The sequence below is a fragment of the Actinoplanes sp. NPDC051475 genome (genome assembly GCF_040689425.1).
Lineage (GTDB): Bacteria > Actinomycetota > Actinomycetes > Mycobacteriales > Micromonosporaceae > Actinoplanes.
Genome location: NZ_JBFAZZ010000001.1, coordinates 541,674 through 562,588 on the forward strand (window position 1 = coordinate 541,674; position 20,915 = coordinate 562,588).

13 protein-coding genes are annotated in these 20,915 nt (G+C 73.3%); 10 read left to right on the forward strand and 3 right to left on the reverse strand.

The genetic code is table 11. The features are described 5' to 3' along the window. The first annotated feature begins 6 nt into the window (after window positions 1-6). From AB0368_RS02455 to AB0368_RS02470, 4 genes are all read left to right on the forward strand, one after another. A complete protein-coding gene (locus AB0368_RS02455; RefSeq protein WP_366151962.1) occupies window positions 7-5,091 on the forward strand; it encodes an RHS repeat-associated core domain-containing protein in 5,085 nt (1,694 codons plus the stop codon). Between the two features lie 2 nt (window positions 5,092-5,093). Further along, entirely contained in the window at window positions 5,094-5,396 is a 303-nt protein-coding gene (locus tag AB0368_RS02460) for a hypothetical protein (protein ID WP_366151963.1), read from the forward strand. Further along, window positions 5,393-6,004 (forward strand): hypothetical protein, encoded by a 612-nt coding sequence (locus tag AB0368_RS02465; RefSeq protein ID WP_366151964.1) that lies wholly within the window; start codon window positions 5,393-5,395, stop codon window positions 6,002-6,004. The genes AB0368_RS02460 and AB0368_RS02465 overlap by 4 nt, the downstream gene beginning before the upstream one ends. Before the next feature lie 72 nt (window positions 6,005-6,076). Next, complete coding sequence (locus AB0368_RS02470; RefSeq protein WP_366151965.1) at window positions 6,077-6,373, forward strand: WXG100 family type VII secretion target; 297 nt, start codon at window positions 6,077-6,079, stop codon at window positions 6,371-6,373. A 64-nt stretch (window positions 6,374-6,437) separates the two neighbouring features. Here AB0368_RS02470 and AB0368_RS02475 read toward each other — a convergent pair whose 3' ends face one another. Next, window positions 6,438-10,781 (reverse strand): FtsK/SpoIIIE domain-containing protein, encoded by a 4,344-nt coding sequence (locus AB0368_RS02475; RefSeq protein WP_366151966.1) that lies wholly within the window; start codon window positions 10,779-10,781, stop codon window positions 6,438-6,440. A gap of 138 nt (window positions 10,782-10,919) precedes the next feature. Between AB0368_RS02475 and AB0368_RS02480 the strand changes: the two genes are divergently transcribed. Continuing rightward, window positions 10,920-12,404 carry a hypothetical protein gene (locus AB0368_RS02480; protein WP_366151967.1) on the forward strand — a complete coding sequence of 495 codons (1,485 nt, stop codon included), beginning with the start codon at window positions 10,920-10,922 and terminating at the stop codon, window positions 12,402-12,404. Window positions 12,405-12,420: 16 nt separating this feature from the next. Here the strand turns inward: AB0368_RS02480 and AB0368_RS02485 are convergent, their stop codons facing one another. Beyond that, complete coding sequence (locus AB0368_RS02485) at window positions 12,421-13,497, reverse strand: glutamate-cysteine ligase family protein (RefSeq protein WP_366151968.1); 1,077 nt, start codon at window positions 13,495-13,497, stop codon at window positions 12,421-12,423. A gap of 117 nt (window positions 13,498-13,614) precedes the next feature. Here AB0368_RS02485 and AB0368_RS02490 point away from each other — a divergent pair, with 117 nt between their 5' ends. The 5 genes from AB0368_RS02490 to AB0368_RS02510 are packed head-to-tail and all read left to right on the forward strand — an operon-like array spanning window position 13,615 to window position 19,177. Continuing rightward, window positions 13,615-15,318 (forward strand): ABC transporter substrate-binding protein, encoded by a 1,704-nt coding sequence (locus AB0368_RS02490; RefSeq protein WP_366151969.1) that lies wholly within the window; start codon window positions 13,615-13,617, stop codon window positions 15,316-15,318. Beyond that, entirely contained in the window at window positions 15,315-16,205 is an 891-nt protein-coding gene (locus AB0368_RS02495) for an ABC transporter permease (RefSeq protein WP_366151970.1), read from the forward strand. The genes AB0368_RS02490 and AB0368_RS02495 overlap by 4 nt, the downstream gene beginning before the upstream one ends. Beyond that, complete coding sequence (locus AB0368_RS02500; protein ID WP_366151971.1) at window positions 16,202-17,191, forward strand: ABC transporter permease; 990 nt, start codon at window positions 16,202-16,204, stop codon at window positions 17,189-17,191. Before AB0368_RS02495 ends, AB0368_RS02500 begins: the two co-directional genes overlap by 4 nt. Next, window positions 17,188-18,780 carry an ABC transporter ATP-binding protein gene (locus tag AB0368_RS02505; protein WP_366151972.1) on the forward strand — a complete coding sequence of 531 codons (1,593 nt, stop codon included), beginning with the start codon at window positions 17,188-17,190 and terminating at the stop codon, window positions 18,778-18,780. Before AB0368_RS02500 ends, AB0368_RS02505 begins: the two co-directional genes overlap by 4 nt. Before the next feature lie 10 nt (window positions 18,781-18,790). Next, window positions 18,791-19,177: a DUF1992 domain-containing protein gene (locus AB0368_RS02510; RefSeq protein WP_366151973.1), complete on the forward strand. Its 387-nt coding sequence runs from the start codon at window positions 18,791-18,793 to the stop codon at window positions 19,175-19,177. Here the strand turns inward: AB0368_RS02510 and AB0368_RS02515 are convergent. Then, window positions 19,174-20,862: a DUF6114 domain-containing protein gene (locus AB0368_RS02515; RefSeq protein WP_366151974.1), complete on the reverse strand. Its 1,689-nt coding sequence runs from the start codon at window positions 20,860-20,862 to the stop codon at window positions 19,174-19,176. The two genes, AB0368_RS02510 and AB0368_RS02515, sit on opposite strands and share 4 nt — an antisense overlap. Window positions 20,863-20,915: the final 53 nt, after the last annotated feature.

Genomic DNA, 20,915 nt, shown 5'->3' on the forward strand with positions numbered 1-20,915 from the left:
TCCTGGATGGCGCGGCCGGGTGACTGGTGGGTGCTGGACATCGACGGAGATCCCACGCCAGGCGCGCCGGACAATCTCGTCACCGTGGGCGACCGATTCCTGAGCTTCGCCGACGAGGCGTACCGCGCACAGCGGGCCGTCGACTCGCTGCAGGGCGACGGCGCGGTGCTCACCTGGATCGGGCAGTCCGGCGACGCGTTCCGCGAGCAGTTCGGCGAGTTCCCGGAGCAGCTGCGCAAGCTGCACACCTCGCACCGCATGGTCGGCGACGCGCTGCACGCGTTCGCGCCCAAGCTTCAGAACGCGCAGGCCATGGCGGACCGGGCACTGGCCGACGGGCGTGCGGCCCGGGAGCAGTTGGGCGGCCTCACCGGGCAGCTCCAGCTGGCGCAGGGCGACGTCGAGACGGTCGCGCGGCAGGCGGAGTCCCTGCAGCAGCACACCGACCCCGACCCTGAGCAGGTCAAGCGGGCGCTGCGCGACGCCGAGACGGCCCAGCAGCGGCTGTCCGACGTCCAGGGCCGGGCCGCCTCCGCCGAGCAGGCGCTGAACGCCGCCAAGTCGCTCGCCGAGCAGGCCCGGCAGCTGCGCGACGGCGCCGCCCGGGAATGCAAGAGGGAGATCTCCGAGGCCTCCGACGCCGGCATCCAGCCCCGGTCCTTCTGGCAGAAACTCGGCGACGCCCTGAAGAAGCTGTGGGAGGTCCTCTGCGAGGTGGCCAAGTGGGTCGCCCTCGTGGCCGGCATCATCGCGATGATCATCGGGGGTCCGCTCGCCTGGGTGGCCGTCGCGGCCGGCGCGGTCCTGCTGGTCAAGGCGATAGTCGACTTCGCGCAGGGCAAAGGCAGCATCCTGGACCTCGTCTTCGGCGTGCTCGGGATCATCCCGGGGGTCCGCGGCCTCACCTCGATCTCGCGGCTCTCCGCGCTCTACAAGGCCGGCGGGCTCCGAGAGATCGCCAAGGCCGCGCTGACGTCCATGCGCAACACCGTCCGTGGGCTGGCGAACACGGTCGCCAATGCGGCGCGCGGCACCCTCGACGTGGTCAAGTCGGGGCTCACCCGGCTGACCAACAAGATCAATGAACTGCCGCTGCGCACCTCCAAGCGCACCCTGGAGATGCCCGCCTGCGGCGATCCGGTCGACATCAGCACCGGGCGGGTGTTCCTCACCGAGACCGACCTGGAACTGCCGGGCGATCCGCCGCTGCTGCTGGAACGTACGCACCGCTCCGACTACCGTGCCGGCCGCTCCTTCGGGGCGTCCTGGGCGTCCACGCTGGACCAGCGCATCGCCGTGGAGCCGGGCGGGGTGCACCTGCTGGCCGCGGACGGCACGCTGCTGACGTACCCGGTGCCCGGTGCCGAGGGTGCGGTCCTGCCGCGACACGGTCGCGGCCTGCCGCTGCGCCGCGCCGGTGCGGGCTTCCTCGTCACCGACCCCGCCGCCGGCCTGACCCTGCTGTTCGCCGCGCCCCATGCGGACGATCCGCGCAGCGCGGAGCCGGATGCCGGGGGCCCGGCCCTGCCCGCGGAGCTGCTGCCCGGTCCGGCCGGCGCCGCCCCGGTCGCGTTCGCACCGCTCGTCGCGATCGTCGACCGGGAGGGCAACCGGATCGAGATCCTGCGCGACGATCAGGGCATGCCGCGGGAGGTGCGGCACGGCGACGGCCGGCGCGTCACCGTCACCACCGAGAGCGGGCTGGTCACCGCCCTGCATCTGATTCCGGCCGACGGCGGCTCGCCCACACCGCTGAGAACTTTCGGGTACGCGGACGGCCGCCTGGTCCAGGTCGTCAACACCTCCGGCCTGCCCGTGCACTTCGCGTACGACGACGACGGCCGGCTGATCCGGTGGCAGGACCGCAACGGCCGGTGGTACCGCTACACGTACGACGAGCAGGGCCGGTGCGTGCTCGGCGAGGGCCGCGACGGCTACTTCTCCTACAAGTTCGCCTACGAGCCGGAGCAGCGTCGCACCCACGCTACGAACTCCCTCGGCCACACCACGATCTTCGACCTCAACGAGGACCTGCAGGTGGTGGCCGAGACCGATCCGCTCGGCGGCACCACGTACCGCGAGTGGGACCCGCAGCACCGTCTGCTGTCGCGTACGGACCCGCTCGGCCGCACCACCCGGTTCCTCTACGACGCGGACGGCGTGCTGGACACCGTGGTGCGCCCCGACGGCAGCCCGTGCGAGATCACGTACGAGGAAGGCAGGGTCACGGCCGTCTCGGTCGAGCAGGACGGCCGGGTGTGGCGGCGCCCCTACGAGCCGGCCGAGTCACCCGACCCGTTCACCGATCCGCTCGGCGTCGACCTGCTGCTGGGCCACCGGGAGCTGGCAGGCGGGCACGCGTACGACCCCGGGCCGGCATCGCAGGATGACGACGACGAGCCGGCGTACGGGAACGAACCGGCCGCGGCGGCACCGGCCGTACCGTCGCCGATGCCCGTCGGTGGCCGCGACCCGCAGGTGGCGGTCCTGGCCGCCGACCCGCTCGGCCGTCCCGCCGTCGTCGACGACACCGCCGGCCGGCAGGTCTCGTGCGGCTGGACGGTCGACGGCGAGCCTGCCTGGCGCGAGGACCCGGCGAGCGGCCGCCAGGAGTGGCAGTACGACGCAGAGGGGAACGAGGTCGCCCACACCGACGCGCGCGGCCTCACCACCCGCACCGAGTACGGGCCGTTCGACCTTCCCGTGGCCACCGTCACCCCGTCCGGCGCCCGCACCACCTACGAGCACGACACCGAGCTGCGGCTGAGCCGGGTCACCGATCCGGCGGGCCTGCAGTGGCACTACCGCTACGAGGCCGCCGGCCGGCTGGTCGGGGAGACCGACTTCGACGGCCGCGTCCGCCGCTACTCCTACGACGCGGCCGGGCAGCTGCTCCGCATCGTCAACGCCGCGGGGGAGACGACCGAGTTCGAGTACGACCTGCTCGGCAACCTCGTACGCCGGCGCGCCATCTCCGCACGGGACGAGCGGTCGACCACGTTCCTGCATGATCCCGTGGGCCGGCTCGTCGCCGCCACCAGCCCGGACGCCGCCCTCACCATCGAGCGGGACTTCTTCGGCCGGGTCACCGCCGAGTCTGTCGACGGCCGCACCGTCTCGTTCGCGTACGACGACCCCACCAGGACGGTCGTCCGCGGCACGCCGTCCGGGGCGCAGACGCGGTGGGTCTTCGACGCGGCGGGATATCCGGTCAGCCTCACCATGGCCGGGCACAGCCTGAAATTCGAGCATGACGACCGTGGCAGGCGCCGGGCCGAACGGCTCGACGAGTCGGTGACCGTGGCCCGGGAGTTCGACGACGGCGACCGGCTGACCGCTGTCCGCGGGCCCGAGGGGCACCGCGCCTTCGGTTACCGGGAGGACGGCCTGTTGACGACGGTGTCGGACAGCCGGGACGGCACCACCACGTTCCGGCTCGACGACGAGGGACGGGTCACCGATGTGGACGGTCCCGGCCGCCGCGAGAGCTACCGCTACGACCTCTCGGGAGAGCCCGTCGAGACGTCGGGCGATGGCGGCGCGGCCGGTGACCGCGCGTACGAGGGCACGGACCTGACGCGGGCGGGAGAGATCGCGTACCGCTACGACCGCGCGGGGAGGCTGATCCGCCGCCAGGAGCCGGACGGCCGTGGTGGCCTGCGGGTCTGGACCTTCGTGTGGAACGCCGACGGTCAGCTGCACGGGGTCGTCACCCCGGACGGCAGCCGGTGGCGGTACCGGTACGACGCGCTCGGGCGGCGCGTCGCCAAGCAGCGGCTGGCGGACGGCCCGGCCGACGCCCCGCTCGACGGCCCGGCTGTCGCGCAGGTGCAGGTCAGCTGGGACGGCCCGACGATCGTCGAGGAGTCGGACACCGCCGGTCGCGTCACCACCTGGCAGCACGACCTGGACGGGCTCCGGCCGCTGTTGCAACTGGACGGCGCGGCCGACGGTGTCGCGCCGGACGGCCGGCTGCGCCTGATGGTCTGCGACCCGACCGGCGTGCCCACCGACCTGATCGAGGTCGACGGCTCGGTGGCCTGGCGCTCCGCGGCGGGACTGTGGGGCCAGGAGCGGAACCCGTCGGACGGGACTCCGGTGCGGTTCCCCGGCCAGCACGCCGATCCCGAGAGCGGCCTGCACTACAACCTGCACCGCTACTACGATCCGCGCACCGGCCGCTACATCAGCCCCGATCCGCTCGGCCTCGGCGCGGGCCCCAGCCCCGTCCGGTACGTGGACAACCCCCTGCTCGAGATCGACCCCCTCGGCCTGGTGTCGTGCCGGGCGGCCGCCCAGAAGGCCAACGTCAAGATCGGAAATCTGTACAAGAAGGGCACCAAGCCGGCCGGATCCTCCTCCTCCGCCCCGGCCGGCGGGATTTCCAAGCCGGGGAAACAACTGAACACACACGTGCCGAACAAGCGGACGATGATCAACATCAGAAGGGCTCTGGGCAAGGAGCCGCGCATTCTCACGAAGGCGGACTTCGATGGTCCGCTGCCGCAGTCGGAGATTCTCACCAAGCTGGTTCCGGGTACCAGCACGCGGAGCACCCAATGCTGGTCGGTGGAGTGGCTGAACAACAGTTCACGCACGGGGGACGTGGAACAAGCCCTGCTGCAGGCCGGTCGTCAGGACGACAAGTGGATCAGGGGACATCTGATCAACGACAACCTCGGCGGCCACGGTACGACGGACAATCTTACGCCGCTCACCCACATGGCCAACGTGAGCCACAAGAATCTCCTCGAGCAGCCGATCAAGTACGCGCTCGACCGGTTCCGCAATCTCCGGTCCAACTACAAGATCGACGGGGACTTCGCGGTCAGCTACAAGGCGACCGTCAGTGACGCGCCCAAGTTCCCTGCCTCCACCGACGCGGGAGAAAGAGCGATCCGGGATTTCGTGGAGTTCGATGCGCAATACCTGCGTGACGGCGTGCCGCTTTCCCCGGCGGACCTGGGCAAGATCAACGACAGGCTGCTGGGCCAGGGTGAGAAACCGCTGCCCGCCCTGCCGCCGCCGGGCACCAGGATGGACCCGGTCACCGGGGTCTTCACCACGCCAACGGGCTCGGTCTGGGGGTAGAGATGGGATCATCCGAGCAGCTGAAGGTCGATCTGGGCGGGCTGGAGGATTTCGCCAGCACGCTGGAGCGCATCCGTGACGGCCTGCACGACGCCGACCGGTGGATGGTGCAGTTCGCCGGCGACCTCGGCGGTGACGACGTCGACGGGGCGCTCGACCACTTCGAGTCGCACTGGAGCGACGGGCGCTCGCGTGTGGACAAGAACTGCGAGCGGCTGGTCAAGATCGCCCGGCAGGCGGTGGAGAACCTGCGCAAGGTCGACGACGAGCTGGCCGCGGAGCTGCGCGAGCAGGTGAAGGCATGACGGAACCGACCGGCTTCGCCATCACCGTTCCGGACTCGTGGTTCGAGATCGACGTACACCCCGACACCCGCAACACCGCGATCAGCGCGCTGGTGAACGAGCGGATCCGGGAGGTTCCGGAGCTCATGCCGCACCGCGCGGCGCTGACCCGCGCGCTGCGCGGCGTCGCTCGTAGCGCGTACGCGAACGGCGCCGCCTACTGCGGCGTGATGGTGCAGGGTTTCGACGAGGCCCTGCTGACGGCGAGCGTCACGGTGAGCATCGTGCGGGCTCCCGGCAACGACACGGACGCCTCGGCGGTGACCGCCCAGCTGCGGCCGCTGCCCCGTACGGGCGCTGACAGCCCGTGGCGCGAGGTGGTGCAGGCGGCACTGCCGGAGGTCGGCAGCGTGGCGCGGACCCGGGGCGTCGAGGACGTCGTGCTGCCCGAGGGCGAGGGATGGATCAGGTCCGTGATGATGCAGACCTTCGTGCCGTTCCCGGGCCCGGATCCCGGACGGATCGCCGTGATCACCGCGAGCTCACCCATCCTGCCGCTGACCGAGGACCTCTTGGATCTCTTCGACGCGGTCACCGGCACGTTCCGGTTCCTCTCCGCCGGCTCCTGACCGATCGCCGGCCTCAGCACCCCGGGTGAAGATCCGCTTCGCACCGGAAGAACGACGAAGGGATATGCCGCCATGGCAAACGTCAACGTCACCTATCAGGACATGCGCGACGGCGCCAACCGGCTCGTCCGGGGCAAGGACGAGGTCCTCGACAAGCTCAACGAGCTGCGCCGGATGGTGAACGACCTGGTCAACGGCGGGTACGTGACGGACTCGTCCAGCAAGCAGTTCGAGCAGTCGTACGACGAGTTCAACCAGGGCGCCACCAAGATGGCCGAAGGGCTCGAGGGCATGGGCAAGTACCTGACCGCTGCCGCCGACGCCTTCAAGCAGGCTGACGAGGAACTGGCGAAGTCCATCTCCAAGTAACCCGCGCCGCCCGGGGTCGCCGGGCCGGATGCCGGACGCGCCGGCCCGGCCCCGGCCCCGCGGGTCAGCGGGGCACCTGGACCACGACCGGCTCGCCGTCGCCTGCGTACAGCAACGCCCGTCCCGGTTGGACCGGCCGGCCCACGGCGGTGCGGGGGAGCCGCGCGCCGACCAGGTCGCCGTCCGTGCGGTTCTGCGGGGACAGCAACGCTCCCCGCCGTGCCTTGCGCGCATCCACCAGCCACCCGGTGAAGCCGGCGCTCAGGTCTTCCGGGTCTCCCGCGTACACGATCGCCAGCCCGCGTCGTTCGCCGCCGCGCAGGATGGCCCGCAGCTCCGCGGCCGCCTCGACGTCGCGCAACGCCTCCGCGTCGTCGACGGCGACCAGCGCGCGCCCCGCCACCTTGTCCAGGGCGGCGGCGAACTCGGCGGCGCCGACGTCCGGGCCCGTGAACGACGCGATCACGCCGGGATGGTCCGCGACGTCGCGCAACGGCGAGGTACGCGGCGTCAGAAGGATCGCCTGCTGTCCCGCGTCCAGGGCGTAGCGCACCATCGCGGACAGCGCCGTGCTGCGCCCGGACTTCGGCGGTCCGCCGATCGCGAACGCCGGCACCCCCTCGGCGAGGTCCGGCCCGTACACGGCGAGCTGGTCACCGCCCACACCGAACAACAGCCAGCCCGCACCGGCGTCCGGGGCGCACAGCGCTGCCGCCTCGGCGTACGAGATCTGTGCGGGCAGCTCACCCAGCCGGAACGGCCGCGCCCCGGCCGGGACCCCGGCGTCCCGCTCGCGCGCCCGGCGCCCGATCTCGGCCAGGGCGGCGGCCTGCGCCGGGCCGCTCGCCTCCCCGGGCAGCAGGGCGATCTGGGTCTCGACGCCGGAACCCGCCCGCAACGCGCGCCCCGGAGGCATCTGCGGCGGCACACCGCGCGGCGAGATGCCGGCCAGGGACATGTCGCCGGGGTCCGGCATGCGCAGCACCAGCTTCTCCTCGGTGAGCGTGGCGATGCGGCCGGTGAGCACCGACCGGTCGCCGGCGACGACCAGATGGACGCCGCTGCTGGCACCCTCGCGCAGGAACCGGAAGAGGTCGTCGGTGAGAGCCCCGGCGTCGAGCTCGCCGAGCGAGGCGAGGAACCCCTCCCAGCTGTCCAGCAGCAGCACGATGTGGGCCAGCCGCCGTTCCGGTGGCTCGGCCGCGCGCTGCTCGGTCACGGTGGCGAAGCCGCCCGCGGCGAGCACCGCCTGGCGGCGGCGGAGCTCTTCGTCCAGCCGGCGGATCAGCCGGACGGCGCGCTCGACCTGGACGCGGGTGACCACCGCGCCGCAGTGCGGCAGCTCCGCCATCGCCAGGAGGGCGCCGTTGCCGCAGTCCAGGCCGTACAGGTGCAGGTCGGCGGTGGAGTAGGTCCGTGCGAGCGATCCGGCGATCGTGCGCAGCAGCTGGGAGCGTCCGGTACGGGGTGCGCCCGCGGCGACCAGGTGTCCGAACCGCTCCACCTCCACGACAGCGGTGTGCCGCGACTGCTGGGCGGGCAGGTCGTCGATGCCGTACGGGGCGCCGCCCGCGGCGTCCAGCTCGTCCAGGGTCGTGACCGTGGGCAACGCCGGCAGCCACGGGCTGTGCTGCGCCGGAACTCCTGCGGCCGTCGCGGCGGCGCGGACGGCCTCCACCAGGACCTGCAGGTCGGTGACGTCGTCACGGTCGTCGCGCCGGGCGACCGGGTCCGCTTCGACGGTACGGCCCAGGTCGGTCCAGCCGAGCGGCCGCACCCGGGGCGCCGGCAGCTCGGCCACGTGCAGCCCGCTGCGCCGTCCTCCGATGCGGGCGGACTGGAACGGCACCAGGGAGGCGTGACCGAGCCGGACGTACGCCCGGCCCGGCGTGCCCTTGGAGATCCGCGCCGCGTCCGGGGCGTCGATCACGTCCTGGCTCTCGGCCGTGTCGGTGACCCGCAGCGCGATCCGGAGGTTCGTGTTGGCCCGGATCTCCGGCGAGACGACGCCGCCCGGACGCTGCGTCGCCAGCAGCAGATGGATGCCGAGGGACCGGCCGCGCTGCGCGATGTTGACCAGCCCGGTGACGAAGTCCGGCAGATCGCGGACCATCGAGGCGAACTCGTCGATGACGATGAGCAGCCGGGGCAGCGGCGGCCGGCCGGGGTGCCGGTCCGCCGCCCGTACGTAGTCGTCGATGTCCTTGGCGCCCGCGCCCGCCAGCAGGTGCTCCCGCCGGCGCAGCTCGGCGCCGAGCGACTCCAGTGCCCGGCGGACCAGGTGCTCGTCGAGGTCGGTGACCATGCCGACGGTGTGCGGGAGCCGGACGCAGTCGCCGAAGGCGCTGCCGCCCTTGTAGTCCACGAGGACGAAGGTCATGGCGTCCGGCCGGTTGGCCACGGCCAGCGCCGCCACCACGGTCTGGAGCAGCTCCGACTTGCCCGCGCCGGTGGTGCCGGCGATCAGGCCGTGCGGGCCGTCGCGGCGCAGGTCGATCTCGAACGGGCCGTCGTAGGATTCCCCCACCATCGCCACGGTGCTGCGGCCGCCCAGCCGCCACCGTGCCAGGATCGCCTCGGCCCCGGGCGGTTCGAGGGCCAGCACGTCCAGCAGCCGGCTGGACGCCGGCAGCACGGCGTCCTCGTCGTCGCTGACGTCGCGCAGCGGCGCCAGGGCCCTTGCCACCCGGGCGCACCAGGCGGCGTCGAGATGGTCGGCGCGGGCATCGCTCACCTCGTCGGCGTCCGCCTGGGTCACCCGCAGCCCGGCGCCGGTGTCCTCGACCACCGCCTGGCATTCGGCCGGGAGCAGGCGCCGGTCGTCGTCCAGGCACAGGGCGTAGACGCCGACGGCGGGGCCGGTGCGCAGCAGCTGCACGACCCCCGGCAGCGAGCGCAACCGGCGGGAGCCGTCGAGGACCACGAGCACGTCCGGTTCGCCCACGGTCACCTCGCCGGCCCCGGTACGGACGCTCGCCCGGTGCACGGCCAGCTCCAGCAGCTCGGCCACGCGCCGGCCCACGGAGTCCGCGTCGGTCCCGATCAGCACCGCCGGCCCCGAGCTCTCCGCCGGGCGGGCGTGGGGGAGCCACCGTACCCAGTCCCAGCGGGCCTGGGCGCCCGGCTCGGTCAGCACCACGATCTGCAGGTCGGCCGGGCTGTGCAGGACCGCCGCCTGGATCACCGCCCATCGGCCCAGGGACTGCGCGCCGCCGGCCGCTCCGGCGATGCCGACCACACCGCGTTCGCGCAGCGGAACCGTCACCGGTACGTCGCCGAGGCTCCGCCGGGCCGTCCGCCGGTGCTCCTCCCGCTCCGGATCCTCCACGGCGACCTCGGAGGGCAGCACCCCGGCGCCCATCCGCAGCACCAGATGGTCGGCGTCGCGCCGGCGGCGTTCCCACAGGCGGTGACGGGGACCGAGGGCGATGCCCTGGACCGCGGCCGGGTCGGGATATCGCCGCCGGCGTTCCCGCCGCTCCAGCCGTACGGCCTCGCGGACGGCGGTCTCGACGCCTTCGCGGCGCGCCCGGTAGTCCCGCAGGTGCTGGGCGTGGGAGCGCCGGCCCTGGCGGCGGTTCATCAGGTGGTTGCCGATCATCGACAGGGGACTGAGCAGGGCGAGGAACAGCATGCCGGGATTGCCGGTGATGAGGACCAGGGCGAGCGCCCCGACCAGCGGCAGCAGCGCCATCAGCCAGGGCAGCGGGGAACGCGAGGGGGGCTGCGGCGGGGCCGGCAGCCGGAAGCGGGTCTGCGGGGCGACGGGCAGGATGCGGGGCGGGCGGTTGTAGTCCACGGAGACGCTGTCGGCGGACATCTGCAGCGCCGCATCCGGCAGGGTGTAGTCGGCGAGTTCCAGCAGCGTCGCTCCGATGCCGACCTGGTCGCCCGGCAGCCATTCGGCACGCGCGTCGACCGGCTCGTCCTCGAGGTGCACGCCGATGCCGGGTGCGGGCTCGATCCAGCATCGCCCGCTCAGGTCGACGGTCAGGTGCGCGGCCACCTCGGGCACCCCGGCGACGGTGATCCAGCAATCGGCGCCGGACCCGAGGTCGCCGGCTCCGGCGCCGAGGGTGCGTACCGAGCCGATCGCCGGTCCGCCCGTCACCCGCACCTCCAGCAGACCCGCCGGCTCGGCGAGCGGCCCGTCGGCGGGGGCGTCGAGCCCGACGACCGCGCCCTCCCGCAGCTGCGACTCGGCGAGCGTGAGGGCGGCGTCCACCGGCCGGCCGTTCACGTAGAGCGTGGCGGCGCCGTCCGGCCCGCCCGTGCGCTCGGCGGCGTCGCGCATCAGCGATTGCAGCTCCCGGGCCAGCTCGCCGATCCGGTTCCCCTCGTCCGCCGTCACGACGACGTCGGCGCTTTCCCGGGTACGGGGATCAACGACAGTCAGGAAGAATCGCACATCGTCTCCGGTGGCTGCGGGCCTGCGAGGGGTCCACACGGGACCGTGCGGAAGCCGGTCTCGGGCGGGCCCGGACGATGCTAGCCGAGCACATTGCGTAATCTATTCGCATTCGTCGGACCGTCTGCAGGGATCGCCATGCCACGTCGAGCGCTACCGGTACCACCCGCAACGCCGCGAACCGTCCCGCACGGGCGGGCGGCGCTGGCGTGGGCGCTGGCCGCAGCCGCTCTGGTGATGGTCCTGGGCACTCCGGCAGCCGCCCGCGTCGCCCCCGTGCCGCGACACCCGGTGGCGTACGCTCCCGCCGAGCCGGTGAAGTACTACGTGGTGCGCCCGGAGTACCGCGGCGAGCCCGAGTTCCTCTACGAGATCGCGGAGCGTTTTCTCGGCGACGGTGAGCGCTACCGGGAGATCTTCCGGCTGAACAAGGGACGGGTGCAGCCGGACGGCGGCCGGGTGACGAACCCCGGAGAGCTGGACACCGGCTGGATTCTCCAGCTGCCGAAGGACGCGAAGGGCGACGGCGTCGTGACCGGGCCGCTGCCCGACGTCACCGCAGCGCCGTCCGGCCCGGCGTCCGCCCCCGCGGGCGACGCCGCTGCGCCGCCTGCCGGTGCCGCCAAGGACTCCGCGCGGTCGGACGCCGGCCCGGGTCTCGGCCTGGTGCTCGCGCTCGCCGCCGGTGGCCTGGTCCTCGCCGCCGCGGTGGCCGCCGCCGCCCTGCTGCTGCGCCGGCGACGCCGAGCGGCGAATGCGTCGGCCGCCCGGTCGGCGGAGGCCGACGCACCCGCTGCCTCCACGCTGCCGCGGGCGAAGCCGGGCGTTCCGGCGCAGAGAAGGGGGAAGCACTCGCCGCCGTCGGTGGTTCTGGATCGGGTGGATGCCGCGGCCGGCTGGACCGTGGACCGCGCACTGCGGGTCGTGGCGACCGCGTGCCATGAGGCGGGGCGCCCGCTCCCGCTGCTCTACGCCCTCATGGTCGATGCCGACCGGATGGCGCTGCGGCTGGCCGCGCCGGACGACCGGGCCCCGGCGCCGTGGGTGGCCGCCGACAACGGCCGTACCTGGGAATCGCCGTTGCTCGATCTTCAGGCCGCCCCCGTCGACCTCGCCGTGCCGGTGCCGAGCCTGCGTCTCGTCACGCTCGGCTCGGCCGGCCAGACCCGGGTGCTGCTCGACCTCGGGCAGTGCCACGGCCTCATCGCGCTCGGCGGCGAGAAGAGCGCCGCGCGCACCCTCGCGCTGACCTGGGCCGCCGAGCTGGCCACCAATTCCTGGTCCGCCGGCGGCCGGGTCATCGCCGCCGGCATGGGCGCCGCGCCGTCTGACGGTGACGGTGGCATCCTGTTCGTCGACAGCGCGCGTGCCGCGCTCGATCAGGTCTCGGCCGTCACGGAGAGTGCCGCCGCCGCGGGTGTGCTGTTTCTCGCCGCCCCGCCCTCCGGCCGGGACGCGGCGGTGCTCAAGGCGCTGATCGCGAGCCCGGAATCGGGCTGGGCCGTCGTCGTGCTCGGAGCGGCGCCGGAAGCCCGCTGGAGCTTCACACTGCATGCCGACGGACGGCTGGACACCGGAGCGGTGGGCATCGTCGTCCACGCGCCGGTGACCGCCGTCAGGTGACCGCCGGCAGGAACCGTCAGAGGCGGTGCGGGGCGGTGGCGCGGTCGAGGACGTCGTCGGCCGGGCACCGTCCGCGCATCACGTAGCGATCGATGAACGCGGCGACCGCATCCCGCAGCTCCCGGGACACCCCCTGCCGGGCCAGGGCCTCGTACGCCGCCAGGAAGCACGCCCTCGCCGCGGCACCCAGCTGAGGATCCGTCAGGCCGGCACGGGCCGCCCGCTCCCACAGCCCGGGCACTGTCCGCAGTGGCTCGGTGGCGGTCAGGACCTGCACCACCGCGCGCGGGTCGTCCATGAGGGCGGCCGTGACGGCGACCGGGATCCGCCAGCCCGCGCCCGGCTGCCGGTCCACCACGTCGAGCTCCAGGTGGCGGCGGGCGGCGATCGGTGGCCGTACGGTGCCCAGGTGCCGCGCGAGGTCGGTGAGGAGCGGCCGGTCGCCGGAGCGGGTCCACTCGCGGAAGGTGCGGCCGGCGTGCACCACCGGCGCGTCCATCACCAGGGCGGTCCAGTCCGCGCGGGGGTCCGCGGTGCAGGGACGCAGGCGCCGCAGGGCCTGGCGGTTGCTGCGCCAGCCGGTGGGCCGCCCGTGCCGCAGCGGCGAGTTGGCGAACGCGCCCGCCAGGATCGGTGCCAGGGCGTGCGCCAGGGCCCAGCGCCGGCGCAGCCCGAGCAGTCCGTCCTCGTCGAGCCCCGCCTCGAGGCCGATCCGGATGCCGGCGGTGGCCCAGGCCGGCGACGGGCCGGTGACCGCGGGATCGACGTCGTCGGAGGCCTCCTCCAGGACCGCGACGTCGTGCCCGCCGATCAGCGGGAGCGGCAGGGGCAGGTCCTCGGCGAGGCGGGTGATCGCGGAGTCGATGCCGGGTGACGGCGGCCCGCTGACCACGGCGACCCGGGGCGAGCGGGCGGTGAGGAAGCCGTGCCGCAGGCGTGGTCTCTGCCTGATCAGCGTGCCGGTCAGCGAGCCGGGCAGGCCGGGCCGGGACAGGAGCAGATCCACGGCGGCGCCGACGAGGCCGGGGCGGGCCGGTGCGAAGGCGGTGTCCGTGAGGATGAGCTCGGCGGCTCGTTCGGTCAGCGAAATCATGCCGCGCTCCCTGGTCGATGCGGGTCATCATCCTACCTTACCGATAGGCTTTGTGGGCTGGGCCACTACGTATCGAGGAACTTGCATCGCCTACCGCACGAATAGATAGGGTGTGCCATGCGCATCCGCAGATTCGTGCCCGTGACAGTTGCCGCGACGCTGCTGGCCGGAGCCCTGGCCGCCTGCCAGGACGCCGGCGGAGGCGGCTCGTCGTCCGCCGCGTTCGACCCGGCGACCTGCCAGGGCGGCACGCTGTCCGTGCTGAACCAGGGCGGCATCACGCACCTGGACCCGGCGCGCCTCTACACCTCGGGCGGCGGCAACATCCCCTCGCTGCTGTTCCGCACGCTGACCACCCGCAACCGGCAGCCCGGCGAGGCCGGCACCAAGCCCGCCCCCGACCTGGCGACCGACCTCGGCACCCCCTCCGACGGCGCTCGCACGTGGACGTACAAGCTTCGCGACGGCGTCTTCTTCGAGGACGGCACGCCGATCACGGCCGCCGACGTCAAGTACGGCATCGAGCGCTCCTTCGCCCCCGAGCTGCCCGGAGGCGCGCCCTACCTGCGGGACTGGCTCGTCGGCGGGGCCGGATACCCGGGGCCGTACAAGCAGCCCGAGGGGTTGAAGGCCATCGAGACGCCGGACGACAGGACGATCGTCTTCAAGCTGCGCAAGCCCGAGGGGGACTTCCCGTTCCTTGCCACGGCGACCCAGTTCGCGCCGGTGCCCCGGAACAAGGACAAGGGCGTCGACTACGAGAAGCACCCGATCTCGTCCGGGCCGTACATGGTCTCCTCGTACGAGCAGAAGAAGTCGCTGTCCCTGGTCCGCAACCCGCACTGGACGCGGTCCTCGGACTCCCTGCGGTACGCCTGCCCTGACAAGATCGACGTGACCGCGGGCCTGGACGCCGCCGTGATCAATCAGCGCCTCACCACCGGCGCGGGCCAGGATGCCAACGCTGTCACCACCGACGCGGTCGTCGGCCCGGAGCAGCTGGCCCAGCTCGGCACCGGATCCGCATTGGACAAGCGGGTGGCGCGCGGCGAGTTCCCGTCGACGACGTACCTCGCCTTCAACACCAAGAAGAAGCCGTTCGACGACGAGCGGGTGCGCCAGGCCCTCTCGTACGCGGTCAACCGCGCCTCGGTCGTCAACGCGCTCGGCGGCAGCGCGGTGGCCGGCCCCTCGACCACCTTCCTGCCCCCGCAGACGGCGCTCGGCTACCAGCCGTACGACTACTTCCCGGCGGGCGACACCGGCGACCCGGCCAAGGCCAAGGAGCTGCTCGCCGCCGCCGGGCGGGCCGACCTCACGATCGAGCTCGCCCACGAGAACGACGACGCGCTGGGCCTCGGCCCGAAGACCGCCGCCGCCGTGCAGGAGGCGTTCAAGCAGGCCGGCGTCACCGTCACGCTGAACGCCATCGACAGCGCCACCTACCGCGACGTCACCGGCAAGCCGGCCACCCAGCCCGCACTGTCGCTGCAGAGCTGGGGCGCCGACTGGCCGTCCGGCGGGCCGTTCCTCATCCCGATCTTCGACGGCCGCCAGATCATCACCGCGGGCGGCAACTTCAACCTCGCCCAGTACGACGATCCCGCCGTCAACGCCGAGATCGACGCCGTCAACGCCCTGACCGACCCGGCCGCCGCCGCGCAGCGCTGGGGTGCCCTGGACGCCAAGCTCGGCAAGCTCGCCCTGGTCGTCCCGCTCACCCACGAGAAGGACGTCTACCTGTACGGCAAGAACGTCAAGAACGCCGTGCCGGACGGGTGGCGGGGCACGTACGACCTGGCCCGGATCTCGGTCAAGTGACCGTCCCGCGCCGCCTGCTCGACGACCGCGCCTTCCTCACCGGCGCGGTCGTCGCCGCGCTCATGGTCCTCGTCGCCCTGACCGCGCCCCTGCTGACGGCGCTGGCCGGGCAGGATCCGACGACCTTCCACACCGAGCTGCTCGACTCGGCCCGCGGTGGCGTCCCGACCGGCCGCTTCGGCGGGATCAGCGGCGAGCACTGGCTCGGCGTCGAACCCGGCACCGGCCGCGACCTGTTCGCCCGCGTCGTCTACGGCGCCCGCGTCTCGCTCGGCGTCGCCGTATCCGCACTGCTGCTGCAGCTGCTGCTCGGTGTCGGCGTCGGGCTGTCCGCGGGCCTGGGCGGCCGGTGGGCGGACGCCGCCCTGAGCCGCCTCGCCGACCTGGTCCTCGCCTTCCCGAGCCTGGTCCTCGCGATCGCGCTGCTGGCGATCGTGCCGCAGAGCTGGCCCCGGCCGGCGTTGCTGGCGGTGGTGATCGCGGTGCTCGGCTGGGGCGGGACCGCCCGGATCACCCGTGGCGAGACCCTGTCGCTCAAGACCCGCGACTACGTGGCGGCCGCCCGCGTCTCGGGCGCCGGGCCGATGCGGGTGGCGCGCCGGGAGGTGCTGCCGGGACTGGCCGTGCCCGTGCTCACCTACGCGGCCCTGGTGCTGCCCGCGAACATGATCGCCGAGGCCGGCCTGTCGTTCCTCGGCGTCGGGGTACGGCCGCCCACCCCGTCCTGGGGCCAGATGCTCTCCAGCGCCACGACCTGGTTCCGCGCCGACCCCGCGTACGTGATGATCCCGGGCGGTCTGCTCTTCCTCACCCTGCTCGCCTTCGTCCTCGTGGCGGACGGCATCCGCCGGATCCTCGACCCGCGGCGGAGCGAGGTGCTGCGGTGATCGGCTACCTGCTGCGCCGTGCCGGTGGCGCCGTGCTCGTCCTGATCGGACTGTCGGTCGTCGTCTACGGGCTCTTCTACCTCGCGCCGCAGGACCCGGCCGTGCTGACCTGCGGCAAGGGCTGCACGCCCGAACGTCTCGCCGAGGTCCGGGCCGCGATGGGCCTCGACCACTCGGTGGCGACGCAGTATCGCGAGTTCCTCCAGGGATTCTTCGTCGGGCGGGACTACCCGGCCGGTCCGGATGTGCGGCACTGTCCCGCGCCCTGCCTCGGCTACTCCTTCGAGACCGACCAGCCCGTCACCGCGCTGCTGGCCGACCGGCTGCCGGTCTCGGCGTCGCTCGCGCTCGGCGCGGAGATACTCTCCCTGACCGTCGGCATCGGCGCCGGCCTGCTCTCCGGGCTACGCCGCTACCGCGTCCTCGACCGCCTGGTCAACGGCCTCGTGCTGACCGGGTACGCGGTCCCGGTATTCCTCGTCGGCCTCTTCCTGCTGATGCTCTTCTGCGTCCAGCTGCAGTGGCTGCCGTTCCCGGCGTACGTGCCGTTCACCACCGATCCGCCGGCCTGGGCGCAGAACCTGCTGCTGCCGTGGATCGCTCTCGCCGTGATCCAGTCCGCCGCGTACGCCCGCCTCACCCGCGCCGGCGTCCAGGAGACTCTCGCGGAGGATCACGTGCGTACGGCGCGGGCGTACGGCTTCACCGAGCGGCGCATCGTGTTCCGGCGGGCGTTGCGCGGGGCCCTCGTCCCGCTGGTGACCATCACCGCTATCGACCTGGCGGCGATCATGGCCAGCGCGGTGCTCACCGAGACCATGTTCGGGCTGCCCGGCGTCGGCCAGTTGCTGGTCGGGGCGGTCAACCAGATCGACCTGCCGGTCGTCGTCGGGGTCACCCTGCTGACCGGCTTCCTCGTCGTCGTGGCCAACGCCGTCGCCGACCTCCTGTACGCCGCCGTCGACCCGAGGGTGCAGCTGCGATGACCCTGCTGTCGGTGCGCGACCTGCGCATCAGCTTCGGAGCGACCCGCGCGGTCGACGGGCTCTCCTTCGACCTCGTCGCGGGCGGCGCGCTGGGGATCGTCGGCGAGTCCGGCTCCGGCAAGAGCGCCACCGCCCTGGCCCTGCTCGGCCTGCACGACCGGGCCGAGATCGGCGGCCGGATCACCTTCGACGGCACCGAGCTCACCACCGCGGGCGAGGAGCAGCTGCGGGCGATCCGGGGCGCCGGCATCGCGATGGTTTTCCAGGAGCCGCTGACCGCGCTCAGCCCCTTCCACACCGTCGGCGACCAGATCGCCGAGGTGTATCGGCTGCACACCGGCGGGACCCGGCGGGCCGCCCGGGAGCGGGCCGTCGAGGTGCTGGGCCAGGTGCACATCCCGGACCCGGCGCGGCGGGCCGGGGCGTACCCGCATCAGTTCTCCGGCGGCATGCGGCAGCGCGCCCTGATCGCGATGGCCATCGCGTGCCGCCCCCGGCTGATCCTCGCGGACGAGCCGACCACCGCCCTCGACGTGACGGTGCAGGCGCAGATCCTCGACCTGCTCGACGAGGTACGCACCACGACCGGCGCGGCGCTCCTGCTGATCAGCCACGACCTCGGCGTGGTGGCGGGAGCCACGGAGTCGGTCGTCGTCATGCGTGAGGGGGTCGCGGTCGAGGAGGGTCCCACCGCCACGGTGCTGACGACGCCGCGGGCCGCGTACACGAAGGCCCTGCTGGCGGCAGTCCCCAAGCCGGCGCCGGCGCGCACGATCGACGGCGCGCCGCTGCTGCGGCTCACCGGGGTCCGCAAGCACTTCCCGCAGCCGCGCCGCCGGTCGCTGCGCCGGCCCGACCCGGTCAAGGCGGTCGACGACGTCACCCTCGACGTGCGCGAGGGCGAGACGCTGGGCATCGTCGGCGAGAGCGGCACCGGCAAGACCACCCTCGCCCGGATGATGGTGGGCCTGATCAGCCCGAGCGCCGGCCGCATCACCTTCGACGGCGCGGACGTCGCCCGCCGCCGCGGCCGCTCGGTGCAGATGGTCTTCCAGGACCCGCTGTCCTCGCTCAACCCGCGCCGCACGGTGGGGGAGAGCATCGCCGATCCGCTGCGGTTGCAGGGCGAGGCGGCACCCCGGGCGCGGGTGGAGGACCTGCTGGACCGGGTCGGCCTCACCCCGGGCGCGTACGAGCGCTATCCCCACGAGCTCTCCGGCGGCATGCGCCAGCGCGTCGGCATCGCCCGGGCCCTGGCGCCGCGGCCCCGGCTCATCGTGTGCGACGAGCCGGTGTCCTCGCTCGACGTGACCACCCAGGCGCAGGTCCTCGCCCTGCTGGAGGACGTCCGGCGCGAGTACGGGCTCACCCTCGTCTTCGTGTCCCATGACCTGGCCGTGCTGCGCCAGGTCGCGGACCGGGTGGCGGTGCTGCACGCCGGCACGATCGTCGAGCTCGGGGACGTGGCGGACGTGTACGAGCGGCCGCAGCACCCGTACACCAAGGAGCTGCTCGCCGCGGTGCCGGTCACCGACCCGGAGGAAGCGCGACGGCGCCGGGCGCAGCGGCGGGCTCTGGCCCGCACCTAGACTGAGGGCCATGGCGAGCTGGTACGAGTCGCACATCGACCGGAAGATCCGTGAGGCGCAGGAGCAGGGGCAGTTCGACGGCCTGCCCGGCGCCGGGAAGCCGCTGAGCGACCACGGCCGCGAGTACGACGAGGACTGGTGGGTCAAGGACTGGCTGCGCCGCGAGGGCGCGACCGCCGGGGCCCTGCCGCCCACGCTCTCGCTGCGCCGTGAGGCCGAGGACCTGCGGGACACCGTCGACCGGCGTACCTCGGAGCAGGACGTACGCGCCTATGTCACGGCGCTGAACGAACAGCTGCGCAAGGCGCGCGCGGGCCTGCTCGACGGGCCGCCCGTCCTGCTGCCGCCGCTGGATCCGGACGAGGTCGTCCGGGGCTGGCGGCAGCGCCGGGCCTAACTCTTCTCGGTCAGCTTCAGCGGGTCAGCCGTCAGGGTGTCGCAGCGCACGAACGCCAGGTTGATCTTCACATCGGTGAACCACAGCACCGGCAGGGTGAGCGGCGGCGGCTGCTCCGGGGTGAAGGTGACCGGGATGAGGCCGAAGAGCTTGCCCTGGAACTTCGGGGTGTAGAAGCGCACGTTGCCCTCGGTCGTCAGCTCGTCGCTGTCGATGACCGTGGTGTGGCCGTCCTTCTCCGGCACGGTCAGCTTGAAGGGCTTGGTCACCGACTTCTTCATGCTGAACTTCAGCGCCTTGAGGGTGCCCTGGGCGGTGGTCAGGTCGACCACGCCGTCGTAGGTCGGGTTGTACATCGTCAGCGACTTGCCCTCGAGGGTGCCGCCGTTGATCGAGACCATCGGTACGTCGTCCGGCCCGGCCTCCTTGAAGACCCGGGGGCCCAGGCAGGGGATGTCCGACAGGCTCGGCGCCGGGGACGGCGACGCCGAGCCCGTCGGGGCGCCGGTGGAGGCGCTGCCGTCCGGGGTGGGCTTCCCGCCGGGGGTCGTGGCGGGCCCGGTCGGCTCGGTGGTGGCGGACCCGGACGGCTCCCTGGAGCTCGGCGTGGGATCCGCCGGGGCGGACGTGCTGGGCGACGCGCTCGCCGATTCGCCGGCAGGCTCCTCGGCCGGCGGGTTCGCCGGCTCTTCCTCGCCGATGCCGAGCAGGTCACCGACGCCGTCGACGAGGTCGTTCCACCCGTCGACGATGGGGTTGCCGGTCTTCCCGTCACCCTCCTCTGCCTCGTCCGCCTTCGCCGGCGAGCTCTTGCCCGGCGTCGACGGAGCGGCACTTCTGCGGGTGGCGGGCGCCGACGTCTTGGTCTTCGCCGCGGCCTTCGTCGTGGTCTTCGTCTTCGCCTTCGCCGACACGGAGGCGGACGACTGGCGTGCGGCCTCCTTCTTCGCGGCGGCGGCCGGGCGGGAGGGGAGCCCTTCCGGGCACTCCTCGTCGGCGCGGGCCGGGGTCCGGCTTCCCGCCACCAGGGCGGCGGAGAACACGAGCGGCACGAGGGCGATCACGAACGCCTTGCGGTGGATGCCCCCGGAGGGCGGCCGGGGCGGCTCCGGCTGGTCGCCGTGCGCGGCGTCCGCGCCGGTGAACCCGGGCACGATCCCCGACTGGCTCGACGGGCGCAGCACCGCGGTGTCGTCGGCGGCCGGCGCCGGGCCGTAGGGCGCGGCTGCCTCGGGGGGCGCGCCGTACGGCAGGTCGGGTGCCGTCTCCTCGGGGTCGTGGGGTTCCGCCACGTCGTCCGGGATCGCGATCGGAGGCTCCGGCTTGCGCGGGGACCAGGACAGGACCAGGGCGCCGCCGAGGATGCCCAGGAACATGCCGAGCACGAAGCCGCCGAAGTTCAGCCCGATCAGCGAGTAGACCGCGGTGAGGAGGCCGAGGATGCCGTAGAAGAGGCGCTGGCCCGGCGTGAGCCAGGTCAGGATGCCGCAGAGCAGGAGCAGCAGGGGCAACAGGTAGGACAGGAAGCCCTCCGGCCCGAAGTGGACCTCCATGTCACCCAGCGTCAGGTTGGCGCTGAGGAACAGCTCCAGCCCGGAAAGCAGGAGCAGTAGCCCGCCCCAGAACGGCCGGGTGCGCCGCCAGTGGCGGAAGCCGCCGCCGGACGACGTGTCAGGTGTTACCACGTACTCCTCCAGTCAGGTGGTGCTGTGCCGCTCCCGGCATGGGTGAGGCCCGC